Source organism: Bacillus sp. JJ722, from assembly GCF_036963345.1.
GTDB lineage: Bacteria > Bacillota > Bacilli > Bacillales > DSM-1321 > Bacillus_AD.
Window position 1 is genome coordinate 301 of the sequence record NZ_JBALMO010000101.1, and the last position, 22,564, is coordinate 22,864.

24 protein-coding genes and 1 other annotated feature are annotated in these 22,564 nt (G+C 34.9%); of the genes, 22 read left to right on the forward strand and 2 right to left on the reverse strand.

Translation table 11 applies throughout. The features are described from left to right. The first annotated feature begins 271 nt into the window (after positions 1-271). From V7014_RS13205 to pheA, 21 genes are all read left to right on the forward strand, one after another. Positions 272-1,585 carry a bifunctional folylpolyglutamate synthase/dihydrofolate synthase gene (locus tag V7014_RS13205; protein ID WP_335507847.1) on the forward strand — a complete coding sequence of 438 codons (1,314 nt, stop codon included), beginning with the start codon at positions 272-274 and terminating at the stop codon, positions 1,583-1,585. 38 nt (positions 1,586-1,623) lie between these two features. After that, on the forward strand, positions 1,624-3,312 hold the full coding sequence (locus tag V7014_RS13210) for a sensor domain-containing diguanylate cyclase (protein ID WP_335507849.1): 1,689 nt from the start codon (positions 1,624-1,626) through the stop codon (positions 3,310-3,312). Between the two features lie 298 nt (positions 3,313-3,610). Beyond that, positions 3,611-4,366 (forward strand): prepilin peptidase, encoded by a 756-nt coding sequence (locus tag V7014_RS13215; RefSeq protein ID WP_335507851.1) that lies wholly within the window; start codon positions 3,611-3,613, stop codon positions 4,364-4,366. Positions 4,367-4,736: 370 nt separating this feature from the next. Beyond that, positions 4,737-5,783, forward strand: a complete 1,047-nt coding sequence (locus V7014_RS13220) for a hypothetical protein (RefSeq protein WP_335507853.1) — start codon at positions 4,737-4,739, stop codon at positions 5,781-5,783. Between the two features lie 260 nt (positions 5,784-6,043). Further along, on the forward strand, positions 6,044-6,601 hold the full coding sequence (locus V7014_RS13225) for a Maf family protein (RefSeq protein WP_335507855.1): 558 nt from the start codon (positions 6,044-6,046) through the stop codon (positions 6,599-6,601). Between the two features lie 78 nt (positions 6,602-6,679). Beyond that, a complete protein-coding gene (gene radC / locus V7014_RS13230) occupies positions 6,680-7,354 on the forward strand; it encodes a RadC family protein (RefSeq protein WP_438824915.1) in 675 nt (224 codons plus the stop codon). A gap of 152 nt (positions 7,355-7,506) precedes the next feature. Then, the gene (locus V7014_RS13235) at positions 7,507-8,514 is read left to right on the forward strand and encodes a rod shape-determining protein (protein ID WP_335507857.1); all 1,008 of its coding nucleotides are present in this window, start codon (positions 7,507-7,509) and stop codon (positions 8,512-8,514) included. Between the two features lie 129 nt (positions 8,515-8,643). After that, on the forward strand, positions 8,644-9,552 hold the full coding sequence (gene mreC / locus V7014_RS13240; RefSeq protein ID WP_335507859.1) for a rod shape-determining protein MreC: 909 nt from the start codon (positions 8,644-8,646) through the stop codon (positions 9,550-9,552). Next, positions 9,549-10,082, forward strand: a complete 534-nt coding sequence (mreD, locus tag V7014_RS13245) for a rod shape-determining protein MreD (RefSeq protein ID WP_335507861.1) — start codon at positions 9,549-9,551, stop codon at positions 10,080-10,082. The genes mreC and mreD overlap by 4 nt, the downstream gene beginning before the upstream one ends. An 84-nt stretch (positions 10,083-10,166) precedes the next feature. Next, positions 10,167-10,850, forward strand: coding sequence for a septum site-determining protein MinC (locus tag V7014_RS13250; RefSeq protein ID WP_335507862.1), 684 nt, complete (start codon positions 10,167-10,169; stop codon positions 10,848-10,850). Positions 10,851-10,852: 2 nt separating this feature from the next. Next, positions 10,853-11,659, forward strand: coding sequence for a septum site-determining protein MinD (minD, locus tag V7014_RS13255; RefSeq protein ID WP_335507864.1), 807 nt, complete (start codon positions 10,853-10,855; stop codon positions 11,657-11,659). A gap of 181 nt (positions 11,660-11,840) precedes the next feature. Next, the gene (locus tag V7014_RS13260; RefSeq protein ID WP_335507910.1) at positions 11,841-12,593 is read left to right on the forward strand and encodes a M23 family metallopeptidase; all 753 of its coding nucleotides are present in this window, start codon (positions 11,841-11,843) and stop codon (positions 12,591-12,593) included. Further along, on the forward strand, positions 12,586-13,452 hold the full coding sequence (locus V7014_RS13265) for a M50 family metallopeptidase (protein WP_335507865.1): 867 nt from the start codon (positions 12,586-12,588) through the stop codon (positions 13,450-13,452). The genes V7014_RS13260 and V7014_RS13265 overlap by 8 nt, the downstream gene beginning before the upstream one ends. A 172-nt stretch (positions 13,453-13,624) precedes the next feature. Then, positions 13,625-15,037, forward strand: a complete 1,413-nt coding sequence (locus V7014_RS13270) for an Rne/Rng family ribonuclease (protein ID WP_335507867.1) — start codon at positions 13,625-13,627, stop codon at positions 15,035-15,037. A 75-nt stretch (positions 15,038-15,112) separates the two neighbouring features. Further along, positions 15,113-15,194, forward strand: a sequence feature (ribosomal protein L21 leader region). A gap of 14 nt (positions 15,195-15,208) precedes the next feature. Further along, complete coding sequence (gene rplU / locus V7014_RS13275) at positions 15,209-15,517, forward strand: 50S ribosomal protein L21 (protein ID WP_335507869.1); 309 nt, start codon at positions 15,209-15,211, stop codon at positions 15,515-15,517. 11 nt (positions 15,518-15,528) lie between these two features. After that, the gene (locus tag V7014_RS13280; protein WP_335507871.1) at positions 15,529-15,861 is read left to right on the forward strand and encodes a ribosomal-processing cysteine protease Prp; all 333 of its coding nucleotides are present in this window, start codon (positions 15,529-15,531) and stop codon (positions 15,859-15,861) included. Between the two features lie 12 nt (positions 15,862-15,873). Then, positions 15,874-16,164: a 50S ribosomal protein L27 gene (gene rpmA, locus V7014_RS13285; RefSeq protein ID WP_205060310.1), complete on the forward strand. Its 291-nt coding sequence runs from the start codon at positions 15,874-15,876 to the stop codon at positions 16,162-16,164. A gap of 468 nt (positions 16,165-16,632) precedes the next feature. Further along, positions 16,633-17,175, forward strand: a complete 543-nt coding sequence (locus V7014_RS13290; RefSeq protein WP_335507873.1) for a Spo0B C-terminal domain-containing protein — start codon at positions 16,633-16,635, stop codon at positions 17,173-17,175. A 50-nt stretch (positions 17,176-17,225) separates the two neighbouring features. Next, positions 17,226-18,515, forward strand: coding sequence for a GTPase ObgE (gene obgE / locus V7014_RS13295; protein ID WP_335507912.1), 1,290 nt, complete (start codon positions 17,226-17,228; stop codon positions 18,513-18,515). A gap of 18 nt (positions 18,516-18,533) precedes the next feature. After that, positions 18,534-18,983, forward strand: a complete 450-nt coding sequence (locus V7014_RS13300; RefSeq protein ID WP_335507875.1) for an ACT domain-containing protein — start codon at positions 18,534-18,536, stop codon at positions 18,981-18,983. Between the two features lie 256 nt (positions 18,984-19,239). Beyond that, complete coding sequence (gene pheA, locus V7014_RS13305) at positions 19,240-20,115, forward strand: prephenate dehydratase (RefSeq protein WP_335507877.1); 876 nt, start codon at positions 19,240-19,242, stop codon at positions 20,113-20,115. Positions 20,116-20,173: 58 nt separating this feature from the next. Here the strand turns inward: pheA and V7014_RS13310 are convergent, their stop codons facing one another. Next, entirely contained in the window at positions 20,174-20,719 is a 546-nt protein-coding gene (locus V7014_RS13310) for a transcription repressor NadR (protein ID WP_335507879.1), read from the reverse strand. An 11-nt stretch (positions 20,720-20,730) separates the two neighbouring features. Beyond that, positions 20,731-21,858, reverse strand: a complete 1,128-nt coding sequence (locus tag V7014_RS13315) for a cysteine desulfurase family protein (RefSeq protein WP_335507881.1) — start codon at positions 21,856-21,858, stop codon at positions 20,731-20,733. Between the two features lie 228 nt (positions 21,859-22,086). On the opposite strand from V7014_RS13315, the gene V7014_RS13320 reads away from it, so the two are divergent. Next, the gene (locus V7014_RS13320; protein ID WP_335507884.1) at positions 22,087-22,518 is read left to right on the forward strand and encodes a hypothetical protein; all 432 of its coding nucleotides are present in this window, start codon (positions 22,087-22,089) and stop codon (positions 22,516-22,518) included. Positions 22,519-22,564 lie beyond the last annotated feature (46 nt).

Below are 22,564 nucleotides of genomic sequence, written 5' to 3' on the forward strand. Positions count from 1 at the left end.
AACGCAGGACAAAACCTTAAAAATGAAGCCATAAGACTTCTAACCGTAGGGACTACGGGGTTCGCCTAATCCATTAGAAACCGATACGTTTCTTTACTTAGGAATCCCCCACTTCAAACGAAAGTGTTTTCTTTCGTAAGTGGTGGGTAGTTCAATCAAGGTTGATGAGATAGTGTTAAAAGGATATAAAATGTTATAGTAATAAGATAAATAGCATTTGATTTATACTAAGCAAGAATTTAATATATGTTACTAAAAAAGGGGAACAGTTATGTTGCAAAAAATAGATGATTTATATGATTATCTTGCTAAGCGTGAGCAACGCTTCGGAATGAACTTTGGCTTGGAAAGAATGGAAGAGATGCTAGAAGGTTTAAATGTTAAGCATCAACAATTGAAATTTGTTCATTTGGCTGGTACGAATGGAAAAGGTTCGACACTTCATTATTTAAAGGGAATTTTAATAGCTGGTGGATATCGTGTTGCGACATTTACTTCTCCTCATATCGAAAGTGTAAAAGAAAGAATAATGATAAACGATGAATGTATTTCTGAAGAGGATTTTTTAAGAATATTTAATTATGTTATGGAATATTTAGATAATCTTGAACAGAAAGATATTTTTCCAACACAATTTGAAATATTAACGATCATTGCACTTGTGTATTTTGAAGAACAAAAGCCTGATCTTGTATTAATGGAGACAGGGCTTGGAGGTCGACTTGATTCTACTAACGTAATTACATCTTTAATTTCAATCATTACAAGTATCTCGCGGGATCATACCAATATATTAGGGAATAGCATTAGTGGAATTGCATATGAAAAAGCAGGTATTATTAAGAATAAATCTTACGTTATTACAGGAGTAACAAACGAAGAAGCGTTAAGTGTTATTCAAAATAAAGCGTTAGAAATGAATAGCGAACTGTATGAGTTGGACAGGCATTTTCAAGTAGAGCATTTGTCTTCTATAAATAATGGTGAAGTTTTTTCGTATACTTTTCAAGAGCATGCATTAGAAAAATGTGTGATTTCTATGTTAGGAAAACATCAAATTCAAAATGCATCATTAGCTATTACAGCGGCTCTATTATTAGATGAAAAGTTCGGTTTCATTTTAAAAGATGAAAGTATTAAAGCTGGTTTATTGCGTTCTAATTGGAAAGGGCGTCTAGAAACGGTAAGTATAGAACCACATATTATTGTGGATGGATCTCATAATGAAGCAGGAATTCGAGCGTTAATTGATACGTTGCAAGAGCGATATAGCCATAAAAAGATAATATTCGTAACGGCTGCATTAGCAGATAAAGACGTAACATCTATGATTGAAATGCTTGAACATATTGCGCATCATATTATTTGTACACAGTTTACAATGGACAGAGCATTGGAAGCGAAGAAGTTAGTTGCACATTGTAAGAATACGCCTTCTAGCTACTATGATTCATGGGAAACGGCTATAGATAAGGGCGTTCAGATGTTAGATGAAAATTCATTGTTAGTTGTAACGGGGTCTCTTTATTTTCTGTATTATGTAAGACCTTATTTCTCAGAAAAAAATCAACAGTTGTTGTTTTAAGTATGAGCTATATTTATTAAGGAAGGGGTGTAATAAAGGTGTACAGAAAAAATCTTTTTCTTTTATATCTATTATGGTTAGTGATATTCCCTGTAGGTCTTTGGCTAACTTACCAAACTTTCACTCCTTCTCAATCATTATTCAGCACAGAGATTTTGAGTTTTTTACTGTTTGCAATTGTTGTTTGTTTATTTCCGATTCTTGTTAATGAAACGCCAGTATTTTTTTTACAAGCGGTATCTTTAGTTGTTTTTTTAAAGTATGGTCTATTTGCAGAAATGGTTTTAACACAAATTGCAATCTTTGTATTATTAATAAAACTCCGTCTTAATAAAGATGAAATTTTTCGTTTTCCGCTAAATTCATTAATGTTTTTTTGCTTGTCTATAATTAGTGCACTTGTGTTCTATAAACTCGGAGGGCAACATGATTTAACGATACAAGAAACATTGAAGGATGTCATCCCACTTATAGGATACGTGTTAACCTATTTAGCTCTTAATCAAACACTATTAGTTGTCATTAGATTAACGATAAATAAAAAAAGTCTAAAAGTTATAGGGAGAGGTTTACTATGGGAAAGCATTTCCTCTTTAATTGTCTTTCCGATGGGAATTGTATTATATGTACTTTATAATGAACTTCATTTGTTTGCGTTATTAATAGTCTGTGTGCCATTAGTTAGCATTGCTATTATTTTAAGAATGTATTATACATCATTAAAAATGAATGATTGCTTGCAACAAATGAATGCAATAGGTCATCAATTGACGGAAGGGTTGCAAGTTCAGCAAGTTGATAAAATATTTACTGAAAAAGTTACAGAGCTATTCGCTGCAGATTATACATATGTTTTTAAAGTAAATAAGAATTCTTACATAAATCCTAATAAACAAAGTATGGAAGAAGTGCAACCTTTTAATGATATTGCAGGAGTAGTTATAAGTCGAAATAACTCTTTATTTTTTAAACAACAAAAAGAATGGAAGCACCTGTTTAACGCTGAAGGAGATTTAAAGCATATTGAAAGTATGTTGGCTATACCGATTCAAACCTCTTCAGAAATAGTAGGTGTCTTGATTCTCGCATCTAAGAAGAGAAGGTATTTTGAAAACTATCAAGAAATGATTTCATGCATTCTTTGCTCTTATTATGCAATTGCATTGGTAAATGCAGTGCACTATGAAGAAACAAAAAGAAAAAGTCAATACTGCAGTCTAACTGGAGTATATAATTACGGCTATTTTGAAGAGCTATTAACAGCTGAATATAAGGATTTTAGGAATAAGAAAAGATCACATTTATCATTAATATTATTAGATTTAGATTTTTTTAAGCAAATTAATGATACGTACGGTCATGAAAGTGGAAATGAAATGCTTTGCCAAGTAACAAGTAGAATTCAAGCAAGAGTTGGCAAACAAGGAATTGTTGCTAGATATGGTGGTGAAGAGTTTGTAATTCTACTATCAAATACTACTCTAGAAAAAGCGGTGACTATTGCTGAACATATTAGAATGGACATAGCTTCTAAACCATTTTCTATTCATCAACATCTTGATACAAACGATAAAGAAGAAATAACGATTACGGTAAGTATCGGTGTCGCTACGGCGAAAAAAGATGATGAAGAAGCACTTTCGCTCGTTAGATATGCTGATCGAGCAATGTATACTGGTGCCAAAAAAGCTGGTAGAAATAAAGTGGCTGTTTATGATAATGATTGACCCTCTATTCATTAAATGATAGAGGGTCTTTCGTGTGTAATTGTCCAAAAATGCTACTAATTTCAATTAGAGAGGAATAAACATTTATTAGTAAACTGTTACGTTTAAGAGAATTTTGGAAGTATTTAACTAAATATTCGAAATTTACTAAATGAAATAGAGGTATAATGTAAAAGCGGATCAGTCCTTTTATACTAATATGAAATGGTGCGATTTTTAAAAATAAGCAGTTGTAATTGAAGTGAAATTGACTACAAGTAAATAACTATATATAAAATCAGGTGAATAAGGAGAAAAAATGGAACAATTAACCGTAATATATCTAGCTTTTGTCGGCTTAATATTTGGCTCATTTTTTAGTGTGGTTGGATTAAGGGTTCCTCTCAAACAATCGATCGTAAGACCGCGATCATCTTGCCCGAACTGTAAACGTATGCTTACGGGTAAGGAATTAATACCTGTCGTATCATATCTTATACAAGGAGGCAGATGTAGGAGTTGTAAAGCTCCGATTTCTCCTATCTATATCACGGTTGAAATTGTGACAGCTATTTTGTTTGCGATTACACCCTTACTAATTGGATGGAGTAGTGAAATTTTAATTGCATATACTCTCATCTCGTTATTAGTTATTATCACTGTATCTGATTTAGCTTATATGATTATTCCGGACAAAGTATTATTGTTTTTTGCTAGTTTATTTTTGCTTCTACATATCTATCCTGGTAGTTTACATATTATTGATTCATTATTTGGTGCAGCGGTTGGTTTTGGTATCCTCCTAGTTATTGCTCTCATTAGTAATGGTGGTATGGGTGGAGGGGATATTAAGCTCTTTGCTGTATTGGGCTTACTATTAGGTGTAAAGCTGGTTATTTTGGCATTGTTTTTTGCTGCATTGTATGGGGCGTTATTAGGCTCACTTCTCATTATTATTGGTATTGTGAAGAGAAATGAGCCAATTCCTTTCGGCCCATATATCGCTTTAGCTACTTTAACATCTTATTTTTTTGGCGAAAAAATTGTAAATTGGTATTTTGGGGTATTGATATAGTGTTACATGGGTTTACGGACAAAATCAGCAACAGGCTTTCGACAGTTGATTAAACAGAGGTAAATCTCTATACTTCTCTTAATTTAATTGAGTAGACATAGTGTTTCTTATATGGTCTTGTCGTTATCTCAGCATTTATGTGATGAATCCACAAGATTTATTGGAATATTTTACAAAAAAGGATGATTGAAGCCTTGTGAGAAATTTAGTAACCGTCCATTACTGTCAGTTTAGTTATAATGTTATTCTTTTTCCTCGAATGGTACCGAAAATTGATGAAAGCTATTGATAGCAAGACGACAAAAGTCTTGTTATTTTTTTTTTCTTCTATGTTAGGATGAGGTTAAAGTCGAGAGGAGGTAGTTTGTAAATGGACAAGCTCGACCGGAATAATACAATTAAAATTAAATTAAATGGGAATGCAAAAGTCTACGAAGAGAAAGTGGTAAATGATGTAGTCATAGTAGAGAAAGAGAGCGTTGTTGATTCAAATCAGGAAGAACAAATACAACAAGAGGAAAAGGACTCAGCGATGGAAGAAATGGCTGCTGCCAATCAAACGAATGATGAAGCTTTTGATTGGGTATTACCTACCACTTCCACTCCTACTGAACCAAAGTCAGAAGTTCCAAATTCTAGTCCTGTTTTTACATATACAAGTGACAAGAAACAAAAGAAGTCGAACAGAAGTGAATATCCAAAGTTTATTGTGGCAATTGTATTTGCAGTAGTAATTGGACTTGGGTTTATGTATGTTGCTTTAAAAACGATTACCGCAAGTGATTCAACAAAAACGGTTGATAAACCGATAGTAGCTGAAAAGACCAAGGAAGAGCCTATTAGTAAACCTAGCACAACAAATGTATCGATGCCTCCTTTAACCATACAAGCTGTACAAGGTGGTGTATACAGTAACCGTGAATCGGCTGAGAAACAAAGGGATATTTTAGAAGATCGTAAACTCCCTGCAGTAATATTGGCTCAGCAAAACAAGTATTACCTTCTTCTTTTTGTAGCTGATTCGTTAGATCGTGCAAAAGCTGTTTCCTCTTTATATAAAGAAAAAGGCATCGACTCTTACTGGAAGGAATTTGAAATCGGTGTAACCGGAAAGAAAAATGTAACGGAAGCTGATGCAAACATACTAAAAGCATCACTAGTTCTATATAATGAATTAACTAGTGCAGGTACAAATCTAATGTTATCTTCTGAAAGGAGCGATGTGCAAAAATTCCAAACAAGTTTACAGAAAATACAGTCATTAAAAAAAGGTAGTGAAGATGTCTTAGCATTGGTAACTCCTCTAAACTTAGCAGTGAAAGAGCTAACAAATACAAAAGATCCAATTGAAGCAAGTTTTTTATTACAAAAAAACCTATTGCAATTTATTATGATGTATAATGCACTAAAACAATGATCACTACAAGATTTATCGAGTATTATTTTCTGGGAAATGAAAAAAATGTGTGATATTAAATAATGTGGCTTTCTTGATCTATTTGCATCTTGAAGCCTTTTTTATGTTTAATAATAACTAGAGCAGGGTGTTGAAAGAAAAAAATTCGACATTAATAGCTAACTTTCGAATGGTTTATTGAGTATTGTTAGCAAGTCTGTTACGATTATTCTGTATCTCTCTTAATACATTAATTTAAAGATAAGGTAAGGTGAACCTCTGTGAAAACTCTTATATTAGCTTCGGCATCTCCTCGAAGACATGAACTTCTATCTATATTAGAAATACCCTTCAAAACATTTTCCGCAGATATTGATGAAACCATTCCATTAAACATTGCTCCAGAAGAAGCTGTACAAATGTTAGCATTCAAAAAAGCACAAGCAGCTATCAACACACATCCAAACTCTATCATTATTGGATGTGATACAATAGTTGTGCGTAACGATAACATATTAGGAAAACCAACAGACAGAGAGGATGCTTTTCGTATGCTGTCACAGCTTTCAAATCATATACATTCTGTTTATACAGGTGTTAGCATTATTTCTGAAGATGCAAGTGTAAGTTTCTATGAGAAAACGGTAGTAACATTTTGGGAGCTAAGTGAGCAAGATATTGAGGCATATATTGATAGTGGTGAGCCATTTGATAAAGCCGGCTCATATGGTATTCAAGGAAAAGCTGCACTCTTTGTGAAAAAAATACACGGTGATTACTATAATGTTGTAGGTTTGCCTATATCTCGTTTGGCTCGAGAACTATCATCTTTTCGCTGAGATATCTTTAAATCGAAAGCTTTCTTATTCCTTGTAAAGTATTAATAAGAAAGGAAGATAATCGATTTGAGCGAATCCATGATGATTAAAGATTTTCCAAGCAGTGAGCGTCCTAGAGAAAGATTTCTTCGAGAGGGCTCTCATAGCTTATCGAATCAAGAATTGATTGCATTATTGCTGCGTACAGGTACGAAAAATGAATCCGTATTACAACTTGCGGAACGACTAATCTCTTATTTTGATGGCTTGAGGCTATTAAAAGACGCTTCAATCGAAGAAATAATGAGTATTAAAGGAATTGGCGAAGCAAAAGCGATTCAACTGTTAGCAGCAATAGAAATAGGAAGAAGAATAACAAATCTTTGTTATACCGAACGATATGTTATTCGCTCTCCTGAAGATTGCGCAAATTTTTGTATGAATGATATGCGTTTTCTTTCCCAAGAGCACTTTGTTTGTTTATACTTAAATACGAAAAATCAAGTACTACACAAGCAAACCATCTTTATAGGTAGTTTGAATGCATCTATCGTTCATCCACGTGAAGTCTTTAAGGAAGCATTCCGACGTTCTGCTGCTTCTATAATCTGTATTCATAATCATCCATCTGGGGACCCTACTCCGAGTCAGGAAGATATTGATGTAACAAAGAGATTAATAGAATGTGGTAAGATTATAGGGATTGACGTATTAGATCATCTTATTATTGGCGAGAAGAAGTATGTAAGTTTAAAGGAAAAAGGATATTTATGACACTATCATAAAAATTGCCCATGTTATATAATATTATTTGTGATTTTTTAATGAAATTGATTGAAATAATATAAAAAATTCAGTGGTTTATACTAAAACTTGTGATAGCTTTAACTTGCTTTGAATTGAAAGTTAGAAAGGGAGATACATTAATGTTTGGAACTAGAGATCTTGGAATAGATTTAGGAACAGCAAATACACTTGTTTATGTTAAAGGAAAAGGAATCGTAGTACGCGAACCATCAGTTGTCGCGTTTAATACATCTTCAAAACAAATTGTTGCAGTTGGTAATGATGCACGTAATATGATTGGACGTACACCGGGGAACATTGTAGCAATGCGCCCAATGAAAGACGGAGTTATTGCAGATTATGAAACAACAGCTACAATGATGAAATATTATATGAATCAAGCACAGAAGAAAGGCGTTTTTGCACGTAATCCGTATGTTATGGTATGCGTACCATCAGGAATTACTGCGGTTGAGAAACGTGCTGTAATTGATGCAACTAGACAAGCTGGTGCTCGTGATGCTTATACAATTGAAGAGCCTTTTGCAGCTGCAATTGGTGCGGATCTACCTGTTTGGGAGCCTACTGGTAGTATGGTTGTTGACATTGGTGGAGGTACTACGGAAGTTGCGATTATCTCATTAGGCGGTATTGTAACTAGTCAGTCAATTCGCGTTGCTGGTGATGAAATGGACGAGTCTATCGTCACATATATTCGTAAAACTTATAATTTAATGATTGGTGAGCGTACAGCTGAGGCTATTAAAGTTGAAATCGGTGCAGCTGGAGATTCAGAAGGTATCGAAAATATGGAAATCCGTGGACGCGACCTATTAACGGGTCTACCAAAAACAATTGAAATCACTGCACAAGAAATTTGTGAGGCTTTACGTGATACTGTTTATGCAATCGTTGATTCAGTAAAAGGTACATTAGAAAAAACGCCACCTGAATTAGCTGCAGATATTATGGATCGTGGAATCGTATTAACTGGTGGCGGAGGATTACTTCGCAATTTAGATAAAGTAATTTCAGATGAAACGAAAATGCCTGTATTAATTGCTGAAAATCCATTAGATTGTGTAGCGCTTGGTACTGGTAAAGCGTTAGACCATATCCATGAATTTAAAAATCGTGCAAAATTGTAATAAATAATTACTGATACCTCTTCACATTCTGCGGTATACTGTAGAATGTGGAGATATTTTATGCGCTTTTGTCAAAAAGTTCTAACGATACAAAAGATTTGAATTTGATTACTAATTAGAGGTGAAGTCATGCCACAGTTTTTTCTCAACAAAAAACTTATCGTTTTATTAATAAGTATCATTATTCTGGTGGCATTGATTGGTTTTTCATTAAGAGAAAGAGAAAACGTTAGTTGGCCTGAGCAGTTTGTAAAGGATACAACAGGTTTCTTCCAGCAAATTTTTCATACACCAACACAGTTTGTCACGGGTGTATTTGAAGATTTACGTGATCTTCAAAACACATATGAAGAAAATGAAAAACTAAAAGCTCGCTTGGATGAATACGCAACATTGAAAAGTAAAGTTCAAGAACTTGAAAAAGAAAATAAAGAGCTTAGAGATATAATGGACAAGAAAGATGATTTAAGTGCATATACGCCTATTCAAGCTACTGTTATAGGTAGAAACCCTGACAGATGGCAGGAGAGTGTAACAATCAATAAAGGGAGTCTGCATGGAGTAGAGAAAAATATGGCTGTTATCACTTCTGAAGGTCTAATCGGGAAAGTGAAATCTACTAACAAGTGGGCATCAACAGTCCAAATCTTAAGCACAGCAGATCCGAAAAATCGTATTTCAGCAAAAATCATAGGTAAAGATAATAAGCCTGTATATGGGATTATTAAAGGATATGATCAAGAAAAAGGCATGCTTTTAATGGAGCTTAAATTAGAGAAAAATAAATCTAAAAAAGAAGTTCCTAAAAAGACACAGGTTGTAACATCTGGTCTTGGTGGTGTATTTCCAAAAGGATTACCTATAGGTGAGGTTGACAAAGTAGAGGTTGACAAGAATGGTTTAACACAAACAGCTTATGTGAAGCCTTCTGCAGATTTCTATGATATATCACATGTAATGGTTGTAGATCCTAAATTGGATAAAGATAAAGTAACGGCCGATTTGAAGGATGCGGATAATGAGGAGGGTGGCTTGTGAGAAAGCTATTCATTCCTCTCTTTATCGTATTTGTTTTCCTCTTTGAAAGTTTGTTTTTAAACATTTTTATCGGAGAGTTTTATCATGGTCAACTTATTTTCGTTCCAAGATTCTTAATGATTTTCTTTGTGTTCTTCACAGTGTTTGGAAACTATCGTAAAGCGGTTATTTATAGTGCAGTTGCTGGTTTCCTTTTCGATGTAGTTTACACAGAGATATTAGGAATTTACTTATTCGTGCTACCTATTATTACGTATTTGATTTCCAAATTGATGAAAATACTCCATAATAATCTTTTTATGGTATCGCTGATGTCAATTGTAGCAGTAGCGATGTTAGAAATTATTGTATATGGTTTTAATTTCATCCTTGGGTTTGCACACATATCATTTCAAGAATTTGCATATGTACGTTTACTCCCAACACTTGGTATGAATGCAGTTTTTGTTATACTAGTAGCATATCCAATTCGGAAATTTATTGTTAAATATTCGACTGAAGATAGTAGCGAATTGCTTTTCAGAAAGTAACAATAATGATGAAATTCTTTAAATGATTTAAAGGGAATAATAATGAATGTATAGAATATAGGATTGTTGAGGTGGTAGAGCGTGATGAATAGTAGAAATTCACAAAATGTTATGATTAAGGGTACTAAAGATGGACTTACGCTCCATCTCGATGATTCTAGTTCCTTCTTTGATATAATGCGTGAGTTGGAAGAGAAGCTATCGGTTTCTTATAAACTGCAAAATGACGATCCGATTATTAGTGTAAAAGTCCATACTGGTAATCGGAAATTTTCAAAAGAAGAAGAAGAAAAAATTATTTCGCTTATTCAAAATAATAATAAACTGGTTGTTGACCGGATTTTGTCGAATGTTATTTCTTTACATGAAGTGAACGAATTACTTAATGGTAGTGAAATTAAATCAAGTGTTGGAATTGTTCGATCAGGACAAATTCTTGAAGTGCCCGGGGATTTATTGTTAATTGGCGATGTAAACCCTGGGGGTGTTGTGAAAGCTGCTGGAAACGTTTTTATTATTGGGACGTTAAAAGGAAGCGTTCATGCCGGTTGTAAGGGGAATAATAAAGCAGTTATAGCGGCTAGCAAAATGGACTCTGCACATATTAGTATTTCGGACGTAAATACAACTACCGCTATTTCTGTATCTGATGACCCTTTGAATTTACATAGTGCATATTTAAACGATCATAAAGAAATAATATTTGATCGTATTGCAAAATTAAAGAAAATAAGACCCGATTTAACTAGATTAGAAGGGGGGCTATAATTGTGGGAGAAGCAATTGTGATTACATCTGGTAAAGGAGGAGTTGGTAAAACAACTACTTCTGCTAATATTGGAACAGCTCTAGCTCTTTCTGGTAAAAAGGTTTGTTTAGTTGATACGGATATTGGTTTGCGAAACTTAGATGTAATTATGGGATTAGAGAATCGCATAATTTATGATCTTGTAGATGTAGTGGAAAAAAGATGTAAGATACATCAAGCTCTTATTAAAGATAAACGCTTTGATGGATTACTCTATTTACTACCTGCAGCTCAAACGAGTGATAAGCACGGGGTAAATCCAGATCAAATGCATGAATTAATATCTGAGTTAAAACAAGACTATGACTATGTCATTATTGATTGTCCAGCTGGTATTGAACAAGGATATCGAAATGCAGTTGCAGGTGCGGATAAGGCCATTGTAGTTACGACTCCAGAGAAGGCAGCCGTTCGTGATGCTGATCGCATCATTGGTTTGTTGGAGAAAGAAGAAAATTTAGAGCCGCCAAAGCTTATTATTAATCGTATTCGTAGTCATATGATTGATAATGGAGAAATGCTAGATATTGATGATATTACTACACATTTATCGATTGATTTAATCGGCATTGTTGTAGACGATGATAGGGTTATTAAAGCATCGAATCTAGGAGAGCCTATTGTAATGGATCCGAATAACCCAGCATCAATCGCCTATCGTAATATTGCCCGTAGAATTTTAGGGGATCAAATACCGTTAATGTCTCTAGAAGCTCAGCAAACAAGCGTATTTGCTAAAATTAAGAAATTGTTCGGAGCTCGATCATAATTAAATTAGAAGCTAACGACACTCAGTGTTCTACTGAGTGTTTTTTTATTCTATTATTTGCCCAAAGATCAAGACTTATACAGTTTGTTACTAATAATCATAAATTCAAGTTAGCATAGTTTGTCCTAACTCATCATATAGTGTTAGTATCATTTTTGTTGTAAAGGGGTACGATTTAGTGATGTATGATAGAAGGAGAGCTATTAAAAATCGAATTAGAAAGCGGAAAAAAATGCAAGAAGCTAAGAATCGTTTTTCCTCATATGAACGCCAGCCTTCTTACTCATCTCATGTTACTACATATGATGGTGATGAGGGGCATCATCCTCTATTTCGTAAAGATTTGTTTTTATTAAAGGTTTTGCTTTCAGCTTTATTATTTATTTCAATCGCAGCCATGTTTAAGTTCCCATCTGAGAAACTTCAGGTAGCAAGGAATTTCGTAGCATCCTCATTTGAGAAAGAAATTCAATTTGCTGCTGTCACGGATTGGTATGAAGAAACTTTTGGAAAACCGATTGCTTTTTTACCATCAGATAAGAATAAAAACAATGCGAATGTGGAAACTGCATCAGCTGAATATATAGTGCCTGTGAAGGGGAAGATTGTACAAACCTATAAGGAAAACGGTGAAGGTGTTGTACTTGAGTCAGATATGAACTTGAAGGCAGGTGCTATTCAAGATGGTGTAGTAATCTTTTCGGGTGCGAAAGAGAATATTGGCAATACAGTAGTCGTTCAACATCGAGATGGTAGTGAATCATGGTATGGTGAGTTAGATGGAATTAGTGTGGAAATATATGACAGTGTAAGTAAGGGTGAGAAACTTGGAATGGTATCTTCAAGTCATGATGCATCAAAAGGAAGAATGTTCTTTGCGATTAAGAAGAATGATGCATTTGTTGATCCGAATCAGGTGATTTCTTTTGAATAAATATTTTAATTTGATTAATAAAGTTACTGTACATCCAACTACTTGGCTTGTTGTTGGAATTGCTGTGATTACTGCTCATTTCCAAGAGCTGTTGATGTTGTTTGTCGTTGTGTTCTTTCATGAAATAGGTCATGCATGTGCAGCGGTTTATTATAAATGGAGAATAAAATCCATTACAATCCTACCATTTGGGGGGATGCTTGAAACAGACGAGTATGGCAATCGAACATTAAAGGAAGATTTACATGTCATTATCTTTGGTCCCCTGCAACATTTATGGTTGTTCCTTGTTTCATATATTCTTTTTTTGACGGGAATAATAGAGCATGATACGTTTATTACTTTTACGTATATTAATGGCGCAATCTGCTTATTTAACTTACTGCCTGTTTGGCCATTGGATGGAGGGAAGCTACTGTTTCTATTATTGTCTTTACGATATTCGTTTTTACGAAGTCATCGAATAGCATTGCTATTTTCAATTGGAGCTTCATTTGTCTTGTTAATTGCTTTCATTGCATTTGGACAATTTAGTTTGAATATAGTGGTTATCCTTGCTTTTATTTTGTTTTCTATCTCAATAGAATGGCGACAAAGGCAGTATGTTTTTATGCGGTTTTTGCTAGAGCGACATTACGGAAAAAATCAAGAAGTGATGAAGTTGAAGCCTATTACTGTGGATGAAAATGAAAATGTAAATAGTGTTTTGCAGCTATTTCAAAGAGGCTATAAGCATCCAATCATCGTAACGAAAAACGGTAAAGAAAGAGGTTCACTGGACGAAAATGAGATATTACACGCTTATTTCACAGATAAGTTAACAGCGATAAAAATCGGTGACCTATTATATCAATATTAAATATGTTATCCTTTCTTCATACGAAGGTCAGAAAAACCTGCCATGCTCACTGCATGGCTCCTTTTTGGTTTAGACATATTCAAATGCCTTTATTCGATATCATTGGTTTCGAATGAAGTGTTTCACCTGAAAAAGTACGTTGACGGTTTTTCGATATAGAAAGGATTTTTTGATGAAAACTATTTTAGTGAATTGTCTTTCGCGAGAACAAAGAATTGCTGTCTTGGATAAAGATCAGCTTCAACATATTCATATGATGAACAAGCACGACCAAAGTTTAGTTGGCAATATATATGTAGCGAGAGTTGACAAAATTGTACCAGGAATGGACGCAGTATTTGTTAACTATGGGCATGAGAAAAAAGGATTTCTCCATAAAGACGATATTTTAGCTGTTGTTTCTAAAGGGAAGGATACGCCTATTTCTCAGCTTGTAACACAAGGAGAGAAATTGCTTGTCCAAGTAATACGTGACGAAACGGAGCATAAAGGAGCTAGAGTTACAGGTTTTGTTGAAATATCGACTTCTAGTATGGTTTACATTCCTAAGCAAAATTACATAGCTGTTTCAAAAAAATTACCTCATCCCATTAGAGAGCGCTGGAAGCAATTTGCGATGGAGCATCAGCGTGATGATGAAGGAATGCTTATTCGCACAGAAATGAGCGAGAGAGATGAGGCTTTTTTTCTGCAAGAATTAAAGTATTGTCGTGAAACTTATCAGCAATTGGTGAAGAAGATGGCTAGTGTGAAAGCTCCAGCCCTTTTGAAACAACATAATCGGCTATTAGAGGCGATAGCTACCGAGATGAAAAAAGATAGCGGAACTGTATATATTGATGATTTCGCGGTTTTCCAGCAACTGCAACCGCAGTCCGATTGGAAGTTCTTACATTTTCGGGATCGAGAGAATATTTTTGTTGCTTGGGATGTTGAACATCAAATAGAACGATTGCACAAGCGCATTGTATGGCTTGATAATGGGAGCTTCTTAGTGATTGAAGAAGGGGAAGCAATGACGACAATTGATGTAAACACAGGGAAGTTTACAGGTAAGCAAAATAAAGAGAATACTGTTGGCAAGACGAATATGATAGCTGCAAAAGAAGCGATGAGGCAGATTAAGCTTCGCAATATTAGCGGAATGATTTTGATTGACTTCATTAATATGAAAGGAAATAAAGATCAAATCATTCAAATTATAAAGCGTAGTATAAAGCAGGATGCGACGACAACTCAAATCATTGGATTTACGGAATTAGGTATATTACAGTTAACTAGAAAGGTAACTTCTCCTTCGCTTCTACATTATTCGACGGAAGTTTGTCCATCGTGTTCAGGTACAGGACGTGTGGAGAGCGCTCAAGCTGCCGCTTTTAGAATGGAAAGAGAATTGCTTCAACATCGAAATAATGACTACACTAGCGCTGTCATTGAAGTGACGAAAGATGTTCTTCAGTGGTTCTCCGGGGAGAATAGTATATATAAAGAGAAGCTTGAACAAGATGTTGGTATTCAAATACAGTTTTCGGTCATTGAAAATGAAAAGCCGCATTTTTATATAAAATCGTATACTGCTCATTAAAGTAGTATATCAGTAAAACAAGTTGACATCACGGCTGATTTCATGATAATATTCACTTGTTATGTTTGTAGCGCACCGAAGCTACAACCGCACGATTCAGGTATAAGAATTTACTATAATAGTAAATCACCTGTTTTAGGCGAGTCTTAAAAATTATGAGGAGGTGCAAGTATGTACGCAATTATCGAAACTGGTGGTAAACAAATCAAGGTAGCTGCAGGCGATGTAGTATATGTTGAAAAACTAAACGCTACTGAAGGCGAAGCTGTTACTTTTGACAAAGTTTTATTCGTAGGTGGAGAAAACGTGAAAGTGGGTAGCCCACTAGTTGAAGGCGCAACTGTTACTGGTAAAGTAGAGAAGCAAGGCCGTCAAAAGAAAATCACTGTTTTCAAATACAAAGCGAAGAAAAACTATCACAAAAAACAAGGTCACCGTCAACCATACACTAAAGTTGTTATTGAAGCAATCAACGCGTAAGGTTCAGACCTATGATTACTGTGAAATTTGATTATAATGGTGATAAGATTTCATCTTTCACTATGAGTGGTCACGCTAATTTTGCAAAACACGGTTCTGATATTGTTTGTGCCGGAGCATCTGCAGTTTCATTTGGAGCTGTTAATAGTATTATGAGTTTAACAGATGTTAAGCCCATAATTGATGTGAAAGGTAAAGGTGGTTATCTTCACTGTGTGATTCCTGCTGATATTTCAGCTGAATCAGCAGAGAAGGTTCAACTTCTATTACAAGGTATGCTTGTATCTTTACAAACGATCGAACGAGATTATGGGAAATATATAAAAATTAACCTCAATAAGTAGGAGGTGGAACATATGTTAAGATTAGATCTTCAGTTCTTCGCTTCCAAAAAGGGAGTAGGTTCTACAAAGAATGGTCGTGATTCTCAAGCTAAACGTTTAGGCGCTAAAGCTGGAGATGGAGAGCATGTATCTGGTGGTTCAATTCTTTACCGTCAACGCGGTACAAAAATTTACCCAGGTGAAAACGTAGGCCGTGGCGGAGATGATACTTTATTTGCTAAAGTTGACGGAGTTGTTCGTTTCGAACGTTTCGGACGCGATCGCAAAAAAGTAAGCGTATATCCAGTTGCACAAGAAGCTTAATTGCTTTTATAGAAAACTCTAACCTTGTCTGGTTAGAGTTTTCTTATTTTAGCAAGTAATTTTGCATCTTACGGCTGGGCATGGCTCCTTTTTAATGGATCGTAAAACGAGAAGCGAATGCATCCATTAAAAAGGAACGGTGCTGGTTTTTCGTATTTACTTAATGGAAAGCTTGTGTTGATAGATAGAGTGGTCTATTATAAAGATTGCAGAGTGTAAATTACCTTTATTCCCTGCGTTGCATGTTAGGGTTGTTATAGCAAGTTACAACAGTAATCGATCTTATTTTGGAAAGATTAATAAAGAATAATATTTATCATCTATAACTTCTACAAATAATCCTCTCTACACATTACTCATTAATAATTATTTCTTTTCTGCTATACTAAGCATATGCGTTTCAAAATTACATGGGAGTACGTTTTATCTCACAAAAAAAGTGATTTCAAATTGGGAGACTTTTTATATATGGATAAACAATGGGGAATTATTGAGCTATTAAATTATTCACGACACGATTGGTTAAATAAGGTACAGTTAATCAAAGGTAACATCGAACTAAACAATATAGACTATGTAAAAGAAATTATTGATAACATTATTATAGAAGCGAAAAACGAAGCGCAGTTAGCTAATATGCAAATGCCGAAATTAGCGGAACTACTGATGACAGGCAATTGGAGAGATTTTGTTTTTTCGCTTGAGTATGAAGTGCTACAGGTTAGTAAGGTTTGTCACAAGCTTGATGAAGCTGCGTCGAATTGGACGAATACTTTTATGAATATACTAAACGTAACATTAGATCCTTTAGGAGAAAATGAACTGAAAATAGACATTTATGAAAGTGAAAATAGCCTGCGGTTTACCTTTGATTTAGTGGGAAAGATAACGGATAAGCATGTTTTGAATTTGTATTTAAAAGAATGTCCATCATTAGCTACAATGAGCGTAAGTTCATTTACAGATGAAGAGATAGTATTTGTTATGGAATGGGAGTTTCAAACACTATAGCAGATACATAGATGACAACAAATGATATTTACAATAAAGGAAGTGATTTAATGTTCGTCGATCAAGTTAAGATATTTGTAAGAGGCGGAGACGGTGGAAATGGCATGGTAGCATTCCGTCGTGAAAAATATGTTCCAAACGGTGGACCAGCTGGTGGAGATGGCGGTAAAGGTGCGAACGTAGTATTCCAAGTAGAAGAAGGTCTTCGTACACTTGTTGATTTTCGTTTTAAAAAGAACTTTAAAGCAAGCCGTGGAGAACACGGTATGTCGAAAAGTATGCATGGGAAAAATGCATCCGATTTAATTGTAAAAGTGCCGCCAGGTACAGTTGTGCGTGATGAAGCGACAGGAGAAGTTGTTGCGGATTTAACAGAACATGGACAAACAGCAATTATTGCTAGAGGTGGACGAGGTGGACGCGGAAACAATCGTTTTGCAACACCTGCTAACCCAGCTCCAGAGATTGCTGAGAATGGTGAACCAGGCCAAGAGCGCAATGTTATTCTTGAATTGAAATTACTAGCGGACGTTGGTTTAGTTGGTTTCCCAAGTGTAGGTAAGTCAACATTATTATCAGTTGTATCTGCGGCTAAACCGAAGATTGCAGAGTATCACTTTACTACAATTACACCAAACTTAGGTGTAGTAGCAACAGAAGATAATCGTAGCTTTGTTATGGCTGACCTTCCAGGGTTAATTGAAGGGGCTTCTGAGGGTGTAGGACTTGGTCATCAGTTCTTACGTCATATTGAAAGAACACGTGTTATTGTACATGTTATTGACATGTCTGGACTTGAAGGAAGAGATCCTTATGAAGATTATGTAACAATCAACAACGAGTTGAAAGAATATAATCTACGTTTAACTGAAAGACCACAAATTATTGCGGCAAACAAAATGGATATGCCGGATTCAGAAGATAATTTGAATGCTTTCAAAGAACAAGTTGGTGAGGATGTACAAATTTTCCCGATTTCTTCTTTCACGAAAGAAGGAATTCGCGAGTTGTTATTTGCTGTGGCAGATAAATTAGAAGAAACACCAGAATTCCCACTAGATCACGAAGAAGAAGAAGCTGGAGTACACCGAGTTCTTTACAAGTTCGAGAAAGACGAATTAGATTTCCAAATTACTCGTGAACCAGATGGTCGTTTCGTTGTATCTGGAGATAAGATTGACAGACTATTCGTTATGACAGACTTTAATCGTGATGCATCGATTGCTCGTTTTGCTAGACAGCTTCGCTCATATGGAGTAGATGATGAATTAAGAAAACGTGGCGCGAAAGATGGAGATACGGTCAAGATTTGTGATTTCGAGTTTGAGTTCGTTGAGTAATTTTTTGGGGTGAATACTTTGAAAAAAAGCGATTATAAATTTTTTTTAGTTCGTGAGGATGTTTTACCAGAAGCGATGCAAAAGACTTTAGAGGCTAAAGAACTGATTCAACGGGGGAAAGCCGAATCAGTATGGGATGCTGTACAAAAGGTCGACTTAAGCAGAAGTGCCTTTTATAAATACCGTGATACCGTCTTTCCTTTTCACACAATTGTGAAGGAAAAAATCATTACATTGTTTTTCCATCTTGAAGATCGTTCAGGAACACTCTCTAATTTATTAGGAATTGTTGCGGATGCGGGATGTAATGTATTAACCATTCATCAAACCATTCCTATACAAGGTAGAGCGAATGTTACGTTATCATTGAATGTGAGTTCAATGAATACAAACATTGATGGCTTACTTTCGAACTTAAAACAACTAGAATTTGTCGATAAAGTAGAAGTATTAGGTTCAGGCGCATAAAGTAAAAACAAATTAAATAAAAACAGTAAGTGAATGAGCAACACCATTCTCTTGCTGTTTTTTTTATACACTTCACAAGGTTTGCTTTTTTGGGATCTAGATCAGTTCCTAGTAGACTTCTTAAGAAGAGGTGGAAAGAAGTTGTGGAACCAAACAGGCAAATTAGTGTTTCTGAAATTAAAATATTGTAAAAAATCAAAAAATAACCTAACATAGAACAATATATAATTTTTCGCAAGTGGGGAGGTTAATCAGAATGAAAGTTGTATGTTTAGGGCCGAAAGCGACATTTACACATTACGCTACTTTAAAAGCATTTCCGAATGATGACATAGAGCCAATGATTTCGATTCCGCAATGCTTGGACGCTGTGATGGAAGATAAAGCGGACGTAGCTATTGTACCAATTGAAAATGCGTTAGAGGGCTCTGTTAATATTACCTTAGATTACTTAATTCATGAAGTGAACTTACCCATACAAGGTGAGATCAATACACCAATTCAGCAGCACTTTATGGTTCATCCGAATAACAGTGCTGATTGGACGTCTATTGAGAAAGTATATTCTCATTCTCACGCTATTGCTCAATGTCATAAGTTTCTTCATAAGGAATTAAAAACAGTACCGTATGAAAGTGTTGCATCAACAGCGGGAGCAGCGGAATATGTGAAGAATAATCCTGATGAGAAAGTAGCTGCTATTGCTAGTGAGCTAGCCGCTAATGAATATGGTTTAACGATTGTAAAACATAACGTGCATGATTATAAACACAATACAACGAGATTTATTGTTGTATCTAAGCGAAAAATAGATTTAACAGTTCAAGATGCTAAGGAAAATGGTCAGAAAACAACTTTAATGATCGAGCTTCCAGATAATCATCCTGGAGCACTACACCAAGTGTTATCAGCGTTTTCTTGGAGGAATTTAGATTTATCAAAGATCGAATCTCGTCCAATGAAAATATCATTAGGTAAATACTTTTTTATTGTCGATATCGAAATGGCAATGGATGAAGTGTTAATACCAGGCACGATTCAAGAGCTTGAAGCATTAGGTTGTAGAGTATCAAATTTAGGAAGTTATAAAAGTTTCACGGTTGAAGGGTTGCAACTAAGTAATGCAAAATAGTAAAAAAGCTGTGCGAAAACGAGTTATGATCGGCTCTCTTTCGTACAGCTTTTTTATGTTAATCGTTTTCAGTAACTAGAAATCCAGCCTCTTGTAGTGCTGCTTCGGCTTCATCTAATATTTGTTCTGAAGATGCAACTAAGGTGTGTAGGTGTATACCATTCGTAAGTTGAGAGAGAAGAGTTGCTTTCGTTTCTTGAATTCTGTTCAGAAAATGAGAAACTTCTCGACGATTACTTACCATAACGGAAGAAACTAAATCTCCATATACTGGATGTTCGACTTTCACATCTTTCACTGTAACACCTGTATCAACAAGTAACAAAAGTTCTTTTTCTGTATCTTCAGGTGTATGAATGCAGGCCACTGTTCGCTCAAACAGCTTTTCTAATTGATCTTGCTGAAAGTATATATACCCTTGGCTTGTCGCGATGATAGGTTCATTTTTTGCTTTTAGAAGGGTGATATCGCCTACTATGACTTGGCGACTTACATTGGCTACTTTCGCTAATTCACTTCCAGTTATTGGAGAAGAACTCGTTTTTAATAGTTTAAGCAACTCGTTGCGACGTTCTTCTCCAAGTAGCTTTTTATCGTTTTTCATGTTAATTCTCCTTATGGCTGTGTTAAAAGCATGGCTATAATGTGTGATAGGTCTTGAGCTAGACTTAGACATTGTTCTTCAGTATTGTGCATTCCTAATGAAATCCGAATGGAACTTTTCGCTTCGTCAGCGTCTTTGCCAATCGATAAAAGTACTTTAGACGGTTCTTTAGTACCTGATTGACAAGCACTTCCTGAAGAAACACAATAGCCTAATTTATTTAACTCCATCATAACATATTGACCTTGAACTTTCGGGAATAGTAAACAAATGATATGAGGCAATTGCTGTTTCTCTTCTCCTTCTATGCACTCAAATGATATTTGACTAGCTTGTAGATTTTTTAATATGATAGATCTTAAAGATGGAATGTGATTACTCTTTTTTAGATTGTTAACAGCGACTGCAAATGAATAGATTCCGGGAACATTAACTGTGCCTGATCGGTAGCCATGTTCGTGAGTGACGGCTGTTTGATATGGTTGTAAAGTATGTATATGTGGGAAGGAAATTGCTCCAACACCTTTAGGACCGTATACTTTATGACTTGAAATGGCTAGGCTATCCACATATTCATGCATGGTTTTACAATCTAGTTTGCCAAATGACTGAACACAATCAACATGTAGTAGAATATTTTGATCGTGTATAAGTTGATGAACATCAGCAATTGGCTGGATGATTCCTATTTCAGAATTAACATGTTGAAGAATAATCAAAGCAGTCGTTTCTTTTATTTGTTTCTGTAAAAATTCTAAATTAACGATGCCATTTGATAGATGTTCCATATATTCAATTTCGTATCCTTGTTCTTGTAATTGAAATAAACTTTGGTGAATAGAATGATGCTCTAAGGATGAGCAAATAATATGTTTTCTATTTGAAGGTGTATTTTTTAGTAGTGTTTGAATACCAAGTTGATTACTTTCCGTGCCACCGCTAGTAAAGACAATGCACTCATCTTTTACTCCTAGGTTTGATGCAATTATTTGTCTTGAAGCCTCTAGTACTTGCTTTGCTTTATGACCTTCATCATGCAGGCTGCTTTCATTGCCGAAACACAGTTTGGCAGCTTCTGTGTAGGCTGCAATTGCACCCTCACACATTGGTGTGGTTGCAGCATAATCAAAATATTTCATTTCAGTAACTCCCTTATATAGGTTCTATTTCACTTGATAGTAGTGTATGGAAGAATCAAGACAACTGTCAAGACAAATGATAAGAATAACATATTATAGTGAGTTCATAGAATCCTCATAGTTGTAGATAAAATGTGAATTATCATAATTATTAATATTATAGGGAATAAATTATGATATTATGAACTCAAAAACTTTTGAAAAAATGATGTTAGGGGTGACAGTGTGATGGAAAAGCGTACATATTTTACATTCAGTGTAAAGTTTGGTGATGTACATTCGGCTAATGCTGTTGATCCTCATATCATTGCATTAAGTACTTTGTTAAATACAATTTGTGATAAATGTTACTCTCCGCAACTTGATGAATTTGCTCCAGAAGGAAGAATAGATGGTAATCGATTAAATTGGGGATTTGAAGGCTGTGAGAATCTATTATTAGATGTAAAACAAAGATTTGTGAGCATTAGAATTGGAATGCCAAAGAGTAAGTGGCTTAACAGATCTGCAGAAGAAATTAGACATTACTTATTTACTCAATTCGAAAATGCTTTACATCTAATGGTGGATAAAATTAAATTAGAAAAATTAATAGTGGATGATGAACAATTATTTAGAGATTTTTCAATCGTAAAGGAAAAATTCTTGCAAATCACTTGATTTGTATTGATATAATTTGATACGTTCATGTAATAAAGTGTACAAA

Coding starts and splice junctions, on each gene's coding strand:
- V7014_RS13205 (WP_335507847.1), top strand. CDS start 272: ATGTTGCAAAAAATAGATGATTTATATGATTATCTTGCTAAGCGTGAG.
- V7014_RS13215 (WP_335507851.1), top strand. CDS start 3,611: ATGGAACAATTAACCGTAATATATCTAGCTTTTGTCGGCTTAATATTT.
- V7014_RS13220 (WP_335507853.1), top strand. CDS start 4,737: ATGGACAAGCTCGACCGGAATAATACAATTAAAATTAAATTAAATGGG.
- radC (WP_438824915.1), top strand. CDS start 6,680: ATGATGATTAAAGATTTTCCAAGCAGTGAGCGTCCTAGAGAAAGATTT.
- V7014_RS13235 (WP_335507857.1), top strand. CDS start 7,507: ATGTTTGGAACTAGAGATCTTGGAATAGATTTAGGAACAGCAAATACA.
- mreC (WP_335507859.1), top strand. CDS start 8,644: ATGCCACAGTTTTTTCTCAACAAAAAACTTATCGTTTTATTAATAAGT.
- V7014_RS13250 (WP_335507862.1), top strand. CDS start 10,167: ATGAATAGTAGAAATTCACAAAATGTTATGATTAAGGGTACTAAAGAT.
- V7014_RS13260 (WP_335507910.1), top strand. CDS start 11,841: ATGTATGATAGAAGGAGAGCTATTAAAAATCGAATTAGAAAGCGGAAA.
- V7014_RS13270 (WP_335507867.1), top strand. CDS start 13,625: ATGAAAACTATTTTAGTGAATTGTCTTTCGCGAGAACAAAGAATTGCT.
- rplU (WP_335507869.1), top strand. CDS start 15,209: ATGTACGCAATTATCGAAACTGGTGGTAAACAAATCAAGGTAGCTGCA.
- V7014_RS13280 (WP_335507871.1), top strand. CDS start 15,529: ATGATTACTGTGAAATTTGATTATAATGGTGATAAGATTTCATCTTTC.
- rpmA (WP_205060310.1), top strand. CDS start 15,874: ATGTTAAGATTAGATCTTCAGTTCTTCGCTTCCAAAAAGGGAGTAGGT.
- V7014_RS13290 (WP_335507873.1), top strand. CDS start 16,633: ATGGATAAACAATGGGGAATTATTGAGCTATTAAATTATTCACGACAC.
- obgE (WP_335507912.1), top strand. CDS start 17,226: ATGTTCGTCGATCAAGTTAAGATATTTGTAAGAGGCGGAGACGGTGGA.
- pheA (WP_335507877.1), top strand. CDS start 19,240: ATGAAAGTTGTATGTTTAGGGCCGAAAGCGACATTTACACATTACGCT.
- V7014_RS13310 (WP_335507879.1), bottom strand. CDS start 20,719: ATGAAAAACGATAAAAAGCTACTTGGAGAAGAACGTCGCAACGAGTTG.
- V7014_RS13315 (WP_335507881.1), bottom strand. CDS start 21,858: ATGAAATATTTTGATTATGCTGCAACCACACCAATGTGTGAGGGTGCA.
- V7014_RS13320 (WP_335507884.1), top strand. CDS start 22,087: ATGGAAAAGCGTACATATTTTACATTCAGTGTAAAGTTTGGTGATGTA.